A 12,478-nucleotide genomic window follows, 5' to 3' on the forward strand; every position below is an offset into this window, starting at 1 on the left:
CAGAACGTGGGCACGCTTCCGCCTTCGCTCTTCGAGCTTCGGCGGACAAGTCGCTTTGCCCACCCTACGAGACCTGTTTCCGTGTTAGCCTCTTCCCATAACAACAGGGGAGGCCGGCTCATGGCCAAGACAACAACCAAAAAAACAAAATCGCGCAGCGCAGCCCAGACCGCTGTGAAGAAACGAAGCGGTGCCAAGGCCGCCGTGCGTTCCTCCGCACGCAAGGCCGTGAAGTCGAAGGCGCGCACGACCACCGCCAAGACTTCAGCGAAAACGTCCGCGACGAAGAAACCCGGCCGCCCAAGGCAGCGCATCGCCATCAGCCATCACCGCGAGGAAGATTTCAAAGCCGACGGCCTGCGCGCCTACGCCAAGTATCGCGACCTCGGCATTGCCGCGGCCAGCCACGGCCTCGCGCAAGCCCACGTGATCCGCCTGCAGGGTCCCTGCGATCCTGCCGAGGTTTCGAAGCTCCACTTCCACGATGTCGACTTCCAGATGGTCTACGTGCTCAAGGGCTGGGTGAAGACCTACATGGACGGGCAGGGCGAGACCCTGATGAAAGAAGGCAGCGCCTGGACCCAGCCGCCGAAGATCAAGCACATGATTTTGGATTACTCCGATGACGTCGAACTGCTGGAAGTGATCCTGCCGGCGGAGTTCAAGACGGTGGAGCTGAAGGCGTAGGCCACTCTCTCCACGTCGTTGCGAGAAGCCCGCGATGACAGCGCGTAGCCCGGATGGGAGCGAAGCGAAATCCGGGAAAGTCTCTCCCCGGCGAAGCTGGTCCCGGATTGCGCTGCGCTCCATCCGAGCTATGGCGTCCGTATGAAGGGCTCCAGGCAATCCCTAAAAAGCCCGCGATCCGGGAAACCGGGCCGTTACCAGTCGGAAGGTTCCTGCCGCCCGCAGGGCTTGCGCTAACCCGTCGAAAACATTCCTCGCGTCAACTCAAGGCTGTGAGAACGCGAGAGATGCATTCATGGCGACCACTTTTGGCCGACGCGGCGTTGTAGCGCCAGCTCCAGGTCGATCGTTTCAACCCGCCGCGCCGATCGCCCCGGCGGTCGAGCGCGACGACACTCAGCCCTCGTCCGATGAGGGCTCGCTGTTTCGCGACAACAGGCTTCTGGCCGATATCCCTTTCCTCACCATTGGCCTGATTTTCGTTCTGCTGCTCGTCTATGCGCTGCAACGCAGCCTGGCCATCGACATTGCCAAGGATGGCTCACTCGATGTCCGCTCGCTGATCGCTCAGGGCGCATCCGGCTACGATCTGGTCGTCGGACGGGGAGAGTGGTGGCGGATCGGCCTTGCGCCGCTTCTGCATGGCAGCCAGTGGCACCTCGTCGGCAATTGCGTTGCGCTGTTCATCGTCGGCGTCAGGCTGGAGAGCCTCATCGGCCGTGGCTGGTTTTCGCTGATCTTCGTCGCCAGCGCAGTCGCCGGCGAAATCGGCTCGTTGCTGGGCAATGGCCCCGCCGTCGCGGTGGGCGTCGGTGCGTCCGGCGCCATTACCGGGCTCATCGCCGCGCTGTTCGTATCGAGCTTCGATCCGGAGGCGGACGCCGCGCAAACAATCTCGCGACTGAAGACGTCGCTGTTCTTCGGCATTCCCGCGCTGCTGCCGCTCGCCTTTGGCGCCTCCGGCAACGTCAACTACTATGCCCATGCAGGCGGTGCGCTGGCCGGCGCCGCGCTTGCGATCACGCCGTGGCTCGCCTTCTGGTCCTATGACAGCCTGCCACGGAGCGCCGGCATGACGTTGTTCGCAGGATTGGCGGTGTCTCTGGTCTGCGCCGGCTTCGCCGCCATGCATTATTCATCCTACATGGCCGATGCCTTGCACTACATCCGCGCGTCGGAAGCGCCGACGAATGCTGAAGAGATGGCGAGCCGGTCGCTCGATCTCGTGACCCGCTATCCGAAGGACCCGCGGGCTCATCTGTTCCGCGCGATCGCCTACCTGGAAAAAGCCAGCTTCAACTCCGCCGAGACCGAAGCGCGAACCGCCATGTCGCTCGCCGCCTCGGATGTCGCGGGCGGGCCGGTGCGCTCCGGCGCGCAGAGCCTTATGGCGGTGTTGCTGCTGGCACAGGGACGAACCAGCGAGGCGAAGGCCATGGCGGCCGAGCCGTGCCGCGCCAAGATGGCTGAAGTGCGTCGCATCCTGCAGAAGCAGAAACTGTGCAGCTGAGCGGAATTGCGCCGGTCGCCTACCGCTCGAGATAGCCCAACTCCGCGCCCATGACCTTGCGGGCATATTCGCCGAAGGCATCAATCAACCGGCCGGGCGCGGCATGAGGTGGATGGAGCAGCGCGATCGTCACGGGGACGATAGGGTTGAAGGGGCGCGTGACCAGAGCCGCGCCGGAGCTTTCGTCGTGTGCGGCAATCGGGTTGATGATGCTGACGCCGAGGCCGGCTGCGACCAGGGCACAGACCGATGCGCCCAGATCGGTCTCGGCAACAATGCGGCGTGCAACGCCCGCCTGCGCGAAGATCGCATCGATGCGATCGTAGAGCGGACTCCCTGTGGCGAAGGAGATGAAGGCCTCATCGGCGAAGTCGGCAGGGCGCAGCGTCTTCTTCTGCGCAAGGCGATGTGCTTTCGGCATGATTGCGACGCAACGTGTCCTGAGCACCGGCTCGACATGCACCCCCGCAACCTCGCCATAGAGCATGGCCAACCCGATGTCGCAGAGCCCGGAGCTGATCCAGTCGTGCACGGCGCTCGCCGTGCCGGACCGGATCGAGATCATCACATGCGGATAGTCCATCTTGAAACGCGCCGCGATGCGCGTCAGCAGGCCGCCGGCCAGGCGCGGCATCGCCGCAACGCTTAGCCGACCCATACCGAACGAACGGATGCTGGCTGCGCTGGCCTCCAGTCCGGCGAGGCCGATGAAGGTCTTCTCGACCTCCTGAAAAAAGCGCGATCCGTCCACGGTCGGGCGGAGGCGACCGCCGCTGCGGTCGAACAGCGGGAATTGCGTGATCGCTTCCGCTGCCCGATCAGGCGGCTGATCTGGGGTTGCGAGGTATGCATGCGCTGAGCTGCCTGCGTCATCGATCCCGTCACGAAGACCGCCCGAAAGGCCTCCACATGCTTCAAGCCCATCCGTCTGGTGGCCATATCAAATCCGTATAGGAGAGTGTGAAACTGGAATTTCATCAGATCGACCTTTTGGACGATAGTCCAGAGCATGAAGCCGTTCGCGCCGGGCCGTCCTTTCGTTGGCTACCGTGGACGGCATCACGGACATCAGCGGAAGAAGGGGACGAGATGAAAGCGATAACGATCAAGGCGCTCGCCGCGGCGGCCGTCGCTGCTTTTGTTCTTTCCGGCGAGGCCATGGCGCAGGGTGCGGGCAGGCTCGACAAGATCCGTGAGACCGGCTCGATCACGCTGGGGTATCCCGAGACCTCGGTGCCCTTCGCTTATCTCGATGGCAACCAGAAGCCGATCGGCTACACCGTGGAAATCTGTGAACAGGTGGTGCAGGCGATCAAGACGGCCCTCAAGCTCCCCAAGCTCGAGATCCGCTATCAACCCATCACCTCGGCGACGCGCATTCAGCTGCTAGCCAACGGCACGATCGATCTGGAATGCGGCAACACCACCAACAATATCGAGCGGCACAAGCTCGCCGCTTTTTCTCCCACCATCTTCGTTGCGCAGGTGGTCCTCGTCGCGCGCAAGGATGGCGGGGTCGATGTCAACGACCCGACTTCGTTTCGCGGCAAGGCCATCGCTGCCCAGGCCGGCGGCCAGACTTTCAAGGTGATCACGCTGATCAACGCCAAGAACAATCTCGGCATCTCGGTGGTGCCGGCCAAGGACACCGCCGAGACCTTCCTGATGCTGTCGTCGGGCCGTGCGGCCGGCACCGCCAACGACGACGGTCTCGCCTATGCCACGGTCGCAACTTCAAGGACGCCGGATGACTTCGTGATCGGCAGCAAGGGTCTCGAGATGGCGCCTTACGGCATCGTCGAACCCAAGGATGATCCTGCCTTCAAGAAGGTGGTCGACGAAGCCGTGATCGACCTGATGAAGAACGGACAGATTGCGGCGCTCTACGACAAATATTTCAATTCACCGATCCCGCCGTATGGCCTCAACCTGAAATTCCCGATGAGCGCCGCCCTCAAGCGGGCGCTGGCCAACCCAACCGATTCCGGCGACCCGGCAGCCTACGAATGAAGCACCAGGCGCTCTAGAGGTCCCGCAATGGCAGATCAACATGTGACGAACGCGGCGGGCGCCGGGGCGCCGCCCATCGACCTGCGCAGCGACACGGTCACCAAGCCGACCGAGGCGATGTATGCCCGCATGGCCTCGGCGCCGATCGGTGATGACGGGCTCGACGGTGACCCCACGGTACGGGAGTTGGAGGCCGTCGCGGCTGCCGCATTGGGCAAGGAGGCCGGCCTGTTTGTGCCAAGCTGCACCATGGCCAATCTGCTGGCGACGCTGGCGCAGTCGCAGCGCAGCGAACAGATCGTGCTGGAATCGCGTGCCCATATGTACACCTCCGAGCGAGGAGCGGCGACATTCACGGGACAGTTCTACCTCGCTGTTGCCGGTACCGACGGCGCGATGGACCTGAACTTGCTGGAGGATGCCCTACAGAGCGACGGGCACAAGCTCAGGACCGCCCTTGTCGCGATGGAAACCTCGCACAACAATGCAAGTGGCGCCGTGCTGCCGCTGGAGCACATGCAGGCGGTGCACGCCATGGCTTCGGCGCGTGGCGTCCCTGTGCATCTCGACGGTGCGCGGCTCTTCAACGCCGCGGTCGCGCTCGAAACGGCGCCGGCCGCGGTTGCGAGGCATTGCGACACGGTCTCGCTGTGCCTATCGAAGGGCCTGAGCGCGCCGGCCGGTGCCGTGCTCGCAGGGCCGGGCGCGGCGATCGACCGGAGCCGCAGATTTCGCCGCATGCTGGGAGGCACGCAGCGCCAGATCGGCATCCTGGCTGCCGCCGGCCTGGAGGCCGTTCAGGTCATGGGCGTGCGTCTGGTGGAGGACCATCGGCGTGCGCGCGCTCTGAGCGATGCGCTGAACGGGATGCATCCGAGGATCAGCGCGACAATCCCGCAAACGAATATCGTGCAGGTCGATGTCTCTCGCTCCGGGCGCGACAGCGCCGCGTGGTCGGAGGCTCTGGAGGGGATGGGCGTGAAGGCGAGGCCTTGGGGCAAGCAGCGATTGCGCTGCGTGACCCATCGCCATATCGAGGACGCGGATATTGAGCGCGCGGTCACGGCATTTCGCGCCGTGGCTGGAGCCTTGGCTTAGGGCATACGCTGAAGTGACGGGCTGCGGGCCTGTTGCTAACTCAACACCCCCACGATCGCGCCCATCAAGCACGTCGTCAGCGTGCCCGACACGATCGACTTCAGCCCCAGCGCGTTGATCTCGTCGCGCCGCTCCGGCGCCATCACACCGAGGCCGCCGATCATGATGCCGAGGCTGGCGAAGTTGGCGAAGCCGCACATCGCGTAGAGCATGATCAGGCGCGAGCGCGGATCGAGCGTACCCGGCGGCAGCTTTGAGAAGTCGACATAGGCGATCAGCTCGTTGAGCACAGTCTTGGTGCCCATCAGGCTGCCGGCGGTGACGGCCTGGTCCCAGGGCAATCCCATCAGCCAGCACACCGGCGCCATCACGAGGCCCAGCAACCGCTGCAGCGAGATCGCACCGCCGCCGATGTTCGGCAGCAGGCCGAGGATGGCGTTGACGAGGTAGACCAGCGCCACCAGCACCAGCAGCATTGCGACGATGTTGATCAATAGCTCGATCCCCGCGGTCGTGCCCTTCACGATCGCATCCATGGTGCCGGAGACTTCCATCTCCGGATCTTCCAGCGCGCCGCCGGTGCGCTTGTCTGATGTCTCGGGCACCATGATCAGGCTGACCAGGATCGCGGCCGGCGCCCCCAGCACCGAGGCGATGACGAAATGCGCGGCCGCATCGGGAATAAGAGGAGCAAGGAGCGTCGCATAGAGCACCAGCACGGTGCCGGCGATGCCGGCCATGCCGCCGGTCATCACCAGAAACAATTCGCTGCGGCTCATCTGCGCCAGATACGGCCGCACGAACAGCGGCGCTTCGACCATGCCGAGGAAGATGTTGGCGGCGGTCGAGAGCCCGACCGCACCGCCGACGCCGAGCGTGCGTTCGAGCAGCCACGCCATGCCGCGCACGATCGGCGGCAGCACGCGCCAATAGAACAGCAGCGTCGTCAGCACGCTCATGACGAGCACGATCGGCAGCGCCTGGAACGCCAGGATGAAATCGGCGCCCGGTACCTTCAGGTCGAAGGGCAGGGGACCGCCGCCGACATAGCCGAACACGAAGGAGGAGCCCGCGCGCGAGGCCGCCGAGATGGCGCCGACCGCGTCATTGATGGCGCCGAAGGCATGCGCCACGATCGGCACCTTCAAGAGCACGATCGCGGTGACGAAGGTCACGACGAGGCCGATCAGCGCCTGCCGAAGCGAGACCGCGCGGCGATTCTCCGCCAGCGCGAACGCGATCAGCAGCAATGCGAAAACGCCGAGTGTCGATTGCAGCCGCAGCATGATGTCCCCAAAGCCCCAATGATTATGGCCGCGCGTGCGTTGCAAACGCAATGCCGGATGGCGCCGGGGGCCGCCCGCTGTTGACAAGCAGGCCCGCGTCAGCCACGCGGGGAGCGCGTCGATATCAGGGGCGGACCAGCCGAGCGTGACCGAAGAGGCAATGCCAGAGCAGCCAGTTTCAGCCCGTCCGGCGGTCAGCGCCGGAGAGCTCCTCCGCCACCGCGCCTTCCTGTTCTTCCTGCTCTCGCGCAGCCTGTCACGCTTTTCCAGCCAGATCGCGGCGGTCGCGATCGGCTGGCAGATCTACGATCTCACCGGCTCGGCTTTCGACCTCGGCATGGTCGGGCTCGTACAGTTCGCGCCCACCGCGCTGCTCGTCTTCGTCGCCGGCCACGCCGCCGACCGTTTTGAGCGCAAGCGCGTGGTCCAGCTCTGCCAGCTGGTGGAAGCCGCGACCGCGCTCTATCTCGCCGTCATTACCTATCTCGGCGCGGTCAGCGAGGTGCAGATTTTCGTCGCGACCTTCGTGCTCGGCATTGCCGGCGCCTTCGAGAGCCCGACCACGGCGGCCCTGCTGCCGCTCATCGCGCCGCAGGGCTCGCTGCAGCGTGCCACCGCAGTAGCGAGCGGCGCAGGCCAGGTCGCGACCATCACCGGGCCGGCGCTCGGCGGCTTTGCCTATGCGATCGCGCCGCATCTCGCTTACGCCGTGATGCTGCTGTTCTGGATTCTCGGGATGATCCTGACCGGCTTCATCCAGCCGCGTCCGCAGGCCGTGGCCAGGGACGAGAGCACGGACAATATCTTTGCCGGCGTCCGCTTCATCCGCAGCAATCCGGCGATCCTCGGCACCATCTCGCTCGATTTGTTCGCGGTGCTGTTCGGCGGCGTAACCGCGCTGCTGCCGATCTATGCCCGCGACATCCTGCAGACCGGTCCGGTCGGGCTCGGCGTGCTGCGTGCCGCGCCGGCCGTCGGCGCGCTGCTGATGACCATGGTGCTGGCGCGCCACGCCATTACGCGGCATGTCGGCCTGCGCATGTTCCAGGCGGTGATCGTGTTCGGGGTGGCCACGATCGTGTTCGCGCTGTCGTCCTGGATGTGGCTGTCGGTGCTGTCGCTCGCAGTTCTGGGTGCCGCCGACACGATCAGCGTCGTGATCCGCTTCTCGCTGGTGCAATTGTCCACACCCGACGAGATGCGCGGCCGCGTCGGCGCGGTCAATTTTCTCTTCATCAACGCCTCGAACCAGCTCGGCCAGTTCGAGAGCGGGCTGACCGCCGCGCTGTTCGGCGCCATGCCGGCCGCCGTGCTCGGCGGCGTCTGCACGGTTGCGGTGGCCTTGCTGTGGATGAAGCTGTTCCCCAGCCTGCGGCAGGTGGAGAGTTTGGAGTAGGGCTCGTGTCCCGGACGCGCTGCAGCGCGTCATTGCATGCCGCGCTGCGTCCGGGGCACGAGAGCGGCAAGTCTGCGCTCGCAATGACGATTGCTGAAGCAGCGCGTGGACTTACGCCGCGTCACCCCGCAAGCCCGGCAGCAGCAGGCGCCTCTTGGCGCCTACTGTGCATGGGGTTGTTTTCGTAGTTTTGGTTCAGCCTCGTCCGACGAACGGCATCTTGCTGGCCATCACCGTCATGGTCAGCACGTTGGCGTCGAGCGGCAGGCCGGCCATGTAGGCCACGGCATCGCCGACCGCCTTCGCATCCATGCGCGGCTCGTGCTTGGTGGTGCCGTCCGGCTGCAGCACGCCGGGGCCGTTGACCATGCGGTCGGTCATCGGCGTTGCGGCATTGCCGATGTCGACCTGGCCGACCGCGATGTCGTACATGCGGCCGTCGAGGTTGCTCGCCTTGGTCAGGCCGGTGATGGCGTGCTTGGTCGAGGTGTAGGCCGCCGAGAACGGCCGCGGCGCATGCGCCGAGATCGAGCCGTTGTTGATGATGCGGCCGCCGCGCGGGCTCTGGTCCTTCATGATGCGGAAGGCGTGCTGGGTGCACAGGAACGGGCCGGTGAGGTTGGTGTTCACCACCGCCTGCCACTGCTCGAGGCTGAGGTCCTCGAAATTGACGGCGGGCGCGCCCATGCCGGCATTGTTGAACAGCACGTCGAGCCGGCCGTAGGTCGCCTTCACCTTGTCGAACAGCGCGGCGATCGAGTCGGGCTTGGTCATGTCGGCGGTGACGCAGAGGCTCTTGCCCGCGGGGCCGAGCTTGGCGGTCTCCTCGAGCATGTCGAGCCGGCGCCCGACCAGCACCACGGTGAAGCCGGTGTTCATCAGCGCCAGCGACGCGGCGCGTCCGACACCGGTGCCGGCGCCCGTCACCACTGCGATCTTTTTTGCTTCACTCATCGTTTCCTGCCTTTTCTTCAGTTGTCAGGTTTTGGGTTCTTTTTCGTTCTTGTAGGGCGGCCGCGGAATATTCTGATGCGCCGCGCGCAGCGCCGCCGACCAGCGCGAGCGCAGGTCGTGGAAATAGGGCTCGCCTGCCTCGATGCGGTGGTTGAGATCGGCATCGCAGGCATCCGCGCGCACCACCAGCACGTCGATGGGAAGACCGACGCCGAGGTTCGAGCGCATGGTCGAGTCCATCGAGATCAGGCCGGTCTTCAGCGCCTCGTAGAGCTCGACGTCGTAATGCATGGCGCGGTCGAGCACCGGCTTGCCGTATTTGTGCTCGCCGATCTGCAGGTAGGGCGTGTCGGTGGTGCATTCGATGAAATTGCCGGCCGTGTAGACCATGAACAGGCGCATGCGTGCGCCCTTGATCTGGCCGCCGAACAGGAAGGAAACGTCGAACGACACGTCCTCGGATTTCAGCGCCGGGCCTTCGGTCGCGTGCACCGCCCGGATCGCCCGACCGATGCGCTGGGCGGCCTGGAACATGGTCGGCGCGTTCATCAGCGTCTCGATCTCGCCCGTGTTCGGGTCCTCAAGACCCTCGGTCAGGGTGGAGAGCACCGACTGGCTGATGGCGAGATTGCCGGCGCTGGCGATCGCCATGATGCGGTCGCCCGGCTTGGAGAAGATGTGCAGCTTGCGGAAGGTCGAGACATTGTCGAGGCCGGCGTTGGTACGGGTGTCGGCGATCATGACCAGCCCGTCCCGAACCAGGATTCCACAACAATAGGTCATTTCCAGTCCCCGAACGCGAGCGCTTTTGCCGGCGCCAATCTAGTAGCCAATTTCGGAGGCGCATGAAACCCCCAATGGGATGCATCGACGGGGCAAAAAGCCTAGCTCAGTCAGCGGCATCGGCGAGAAACGCCCGGTCGACGGGGACGCCGAGCGCGGTGACCAGCCGGTTGGTTTCCGAAGCCATGCCGACGATGGCAAGCAGCTCGCCATATTCGGCCTCGGTCATGCCCTTGGCCCGGGCGGCCGCGGTGTGCGAATGGATGCAGTAGCTGCAGCCATGCGCGATCGAGACCGCGACATAAAGCATCTCCTTGACCTTGGGATCGAGCGCGCCCGGCGCCATCACCTCCATGATGCTCTCCCAGGTCCGCCGCAGCGTCTTCGGATCATGCGCCAGCGCGCGCCAGAAATTGTTGACGAAATCCGATTGCCGGACTTTTCGGATGTCGTCGAAAACGGCGCGCGCCTCGCTGGAGAGTTCATCGTCCGAAAGCAGCTTCACGGTCGCCATGGGGGTCCTCGCAGGGTCAGGTCTGATCCTGCGATTGTAGCACGGCTGGTGCGATCAACAGGCCTGCTCGGCCGAGCGACGCAACGCCAGCCTGCCGACCTCGACATATTGGCGCTGCTGTGCGTGAGCGTGCTGCGCGCCGACGTGAAGATCGCGCAGACGCCGCTGCAGCGGCGAGCTGTCATAGACCGCGCTGCTACCCGCCAGCGCAAAGCAGGCGTCCGCAATGCCGACGCAGGTCGTGGCGAGCCAGGCCGCGGATCGGGCCCCTTCGACCAGGAGATCCGGGTCGTTCAGCGTTCCCGACAGCGCGCGCCGCCAATGGCTGGCGACCTGCACCTCGTGAAACGCCTGCGCCGCCTTCAGGTCCGCGGAAATCCGGCCGAGCTCGTACTGGAAAATCTCGGACTCCCGCATCGGCACGGCCGCGTATAATTGCTGCCGCCCGGTATGGGCCAGCGCGAGCAGATCATCGACGGTGCCCTCGGCGAGGCCCACCGAGAAGGTCCCGTGCAGCAACGGCAGCCATTGCCGCAACGACTGATAGAGCGGACCCGACAGGCGCGGGGCAGCATCGACATCGAAGACGTGGGTATCGGGAACGGATGTCTCCCGCAGCGTGATGTGATGGCTGCCGGTGCCCTTGAGCCCTGCTGCGTGCCAGGTGTCCTCGATCTCCCAATCGCGCGCCGGCAGCATGATTGCACGAACCAACGGCTTGCCCTGCGGGCCCGGGACCGGCTTGCCGCGGTCGGTGACAACGCAAAACCCGCCGATCCAGTCGGCATGGGTGCAGCTGCTGGCGAACGGCCAGCGCCCTTTGACGCGATAGCCGTCGGCCACGCGCTCCGCCGTTCCTGCCGGCTGCGACGAGCCGCAGATCGCCACGTCCGGTCCGTCCTGATAGATCTGCTGATACAGTTCAGGACGCGACGCGGCGGCGAAAAGGCCGCCGACGCCGGCAACGATCGCGAGCCAGCCGATCGAGCCGTCGAGACGGGTCAGCGTCTTCATCACCTCGAGCCCGGCCGGCAGATCAAGCTCCAGCCCGCCATGGCTCCGCGGCACGAACATCCGAAACAGTCCGATTGATTTCAGCCGTTCCACCAGATCGGGCGGGAGACGGCGCGCAGCTTCGATCTCGGCGGCGCGTGCCGTGATCTCGGGCGCCAACTCGCCGATGCCCAGAAGCATGCCCTTGTGAGGATCGCGCAGTGCCAGGGAATTGCTGATTTTTTCTTGAAGCCGCATCTGTCTCAACCTCTGTTGCGGGATGGATCGCAACGGAGGTTGAAGAGACGGCGCTACGATGCGGTTTCAGCGCGGTCGCCGTCGATTACGGCTGTAACGCTTGCCGCCGAGCCTAGCTCTGCCGCTGGGATTGCGATTGCGACTGGCCGCCGCGGCCGGCCTGCTCGACCCTGACCGCGACCGTCAGCGTCTCCGCGCCCCCGCCATAGCGGGTGCCGCGCACCGGTGCCGCGCCGAGATAATCGAGCCCGATGGCGACGCGGACATGGGCGTCGGTGGTGCAGATGCTGTTGGCAGGGTCGAAACCGACCCAGCCGAGATCGGGAACGTAGGCTTCCGCCCAGGCATGGCCGGCGTCCTGATGCACGGTGCCGTCGGAGCGCAAAAAGTGTCCGGAGACGAAGCGCGCCGGCACGCCGCCGGTGCGGGCGCAGGCGATGAAGATATGCGCATAGTCCTGACAGACGCCGCGCTTGAGCGTGAACGCTTCGGCCGCCGACGTGCCGCTGTTGGTCGGATCTTCGTCGAAGGTCATGTGGTCGCTGATCTCGCTCATCAGCGTGTGCAGGAAGCCCAGCGTGTCGCTCTCGGCCTCGCTGCGCAACTGGCGCGCGACCGCTGCCATCGCAGGATTGACGGTCGTGAGATCGGTGGTGCGCAGAAACATGTCGGCGGGAAAGCGCTCGTCGGCGCCGCGCAGCACGCCGCCTGTATCGTGGGTCTCGATCAGGCCCTCGGCCGTGATCTTGATGTCGCCGACGGGTCCGCATGACAAGACATGGGTGACGTTGCCGAAGGCGTCCTCATGGATGTCGAGCTTGGTGTCGGTCGAGACGTCGATCTGCCATTCCGCCACATATTGCCCGTCATGGCTGCACGGGGTCATGCGCAGGATCTGGATCACGCTCGTCGCCTGCGGCTCGTAGCGATAGGTCGTGGTGTGCTGGATTCGCAGGCGCATGGGGAACCGTGCAGTTAGTGGTTAGGCC

13 protein-coding genes are annotated in these 12,478 nt (G+C 65.1%); 5 read left to right on the forward strand and 8 right to left on the reverse strand.

Annotated features, from left to right (window positions below; translation table 11 throughout):
• The first annotated feature begins 120 nt into the window (after nt 1-120).
• Both QA645_RS16205 and QA645_RS16210 read left to right on the forward strand, forming a co-directional pair.
• Nucleotides 121-687 carry a cupin domain-containing protein gene (locus tag QA645_RS16205; RefSeq protein WP_283053217.1) on the forward strand — a complete coding sequence of 189 codons (567 nt, stop codon included), beginning with the start codon at nt 121-123 and terminating at the stop codon, nt 685-687.
• A gap of 295 nt (nt 688-982) precedes the next feature.
• On the forward strand, nt 983-2,197 hold the full coding sequence (locus QA645_RS16210; protein ID WP_283051466.1) for a rhomboid family intramembrane serine protease: 1,215 nt from the start codon (nt 983-985) through the stop codon (nt 2,195-2,197).
• A gap of 19 nt (nt 2,198-2,216) precedes the next feature.
• Here QA645_RS16210 and QA645_RS16215 read toward each other — a convergent pair whose 3' ends face one another.
• Together QA645_RS16215 and QA645_RS43345 are read right to left on the reverse strand one after the other, a co-directional pair.
• A complete protein-coding gene (locus QA645_RS16215; RefSeq protein ID WP_283051467.1) occupies nt 2,217-2,948 on the reverse strand; it encodes a LysR substrate-binding domain-containing protein in 732 nt (243 codons plus the stop codon).
• A complete protein-coding gene (locus QA645_RS43345) occupies nt 2,843-3,208 on the reverse strand; it encodes a LysR family transcriptional regulator (protein WP_349253182.1) in 366 nt (121 codons plus the stop codon). The genes QA645_RS16215 and QA645_RS43345 overlap by 106 nt, the downstream gene beginning before the upstream one ends.
• 78 nt (nt 3,209-3,286) lie before the next feature.
• Here QA645_RS43345 and QA645_RS16220 point away from each other — a divergent pair, with 78 nt between their 5' ends.
• Together QA645_RS16220 and QA645_RS16225 are read left to right on the forward strand one after the other, a co-directional pair.
• Complete coding sequence (locus QA645_RS16220) at nt 3,287-4,207, forward strand: amino acid ABC transporter substrate-binding protein (protein WP_283051469.1); 921 nt, start codon at nt 3,287-3,289, stop codon at nt 4,205-4,207.
• Nucleotides 4,208-4,234: 27 nt separating this feature from the next.
• Nucleotides 4,235-5,305 (forward strand): GntG family PLP-dependent aldolase, encoded by a 1,071-nt coding sequence (locus QA645_RS16225; protein WP_283051471.1) that lies wholly within the window; start codon nt 4,235-4,237, stop codon nt 5,303-5,305.
• Nucleotides 5,306-5,340: 35 nt separating this feature from the next.
• Here the strand turns inward: QA645_RS16225 and QA645_RS16230 are convergent, their stop codons facing one another.
• A complete protein-coding gene (locus QA645_RS16230; protein ID WP_283051473.1) occupies nt 5,341-6,591 on the reverse strand; it encodes a nucleoside transporter C-terminal domain-containing protein in 1,251 nt (416 codons plus the stop codon).
• A gap of 160 nt (nt 6,592-6,751) precedes the next feature.
• Here QA645_RS16230 and QA645_RS16235 point away from each other — a divergent pair, with 160 nt between their 5' ends.
• Nucleotides 6,752-7,987, forward strand: coding sequence for an MFS transporter (locus tag QA645_RS16235; protein ID WP_283051474.1), 1,236 nt, complete (start codon nt 6,752-6,754; stop codon nt 7,985-7,987).
• A gap of 195 nt (nt 7,988-8,182) precedes the next feature.
• Here QA645_RS16235 and QA645_RS16240 read toward each other — a convergent pair whose 3' ends face one another.
• The 5 genes from QA645_RS16240 to QA645_RS16260 all read right to left on the reverse strand — a co-directional run bounded on the left by QA645_RS16240 (nt 8,183) and on the right by QA645_RS16260 (nt 12,450).
• Entirely contained in the window at nt 8,183-8,941 is a 759-nt protein-coding gene (locus QA645_RS16240; RefSeq protein WP_254132404.1) for an SDR family oxidoreductase, read from the reverse strand.
• 24 nt (nt 8,942-8,965) lie between these two features.
• Nucleotides 8,966-9,724 (reverse strand): proteasome-type protease, encoded by a 759-nt coding sequence (locus QA645_RS16245; RefSeq protein WP_011088363.1) that lies wholly within the window; start codon nt 9,722-9,724, stop codon nt 8,966-8,968.
• Between the two features lie 106 nt (nt 9,725-9,830).
• Nucleotides 9,831-10,238 carry a carboxymuconolactone decarboxylase family protein gene (locus QA645_RS16250; protein WP_283051475.1) on the reverse strand — a complete coding sequence of 136 codons (408 nt, stop codon included), beginning with the start codon at nt 10,236-10,238 and terminating at the stop codon, nt 9,831-9,833.
• A 54-nt stretch (nt 10,239-10,292) separates the two neighbouring features.
• A complete protein-coding gene (locus tag QA645_RS16255; RefSeq protein WP_283051476.1) occupies nt 10,293-11,489 on the reverse strand; it encodes an acyl-CoA dehydrogenase family protein in 1,197 nt (398 codons plus the stop codon).
• A 112-nt stretch (nt 11,490-11,601) separates the two neighbouring features.
• Nucleotides 11,602-12,450 (reverse strand): transglutaminase family protein, encoded by an 849-nt coding sequence (locus QA645_RS16260; RefSeq protein ID WP_283051477.1) that lies wholly within the window; start codon nt 12,448-12,450, stop codon nt 11,602-11,604.
• Between the last annotated feature and the right edge of the window lie 28 nt (nt 12,451-12,478).

This window comes from Bradyrhizobium sp. CIAT3101 (assembly GCF_029714945.1).
Classification (GTDB): domain Bacteria; phylum Pseudomonadota; class Alphaproteobacteria; order Rhizobiales; family Xanthobacteraceae; genus Bradyrhizobium.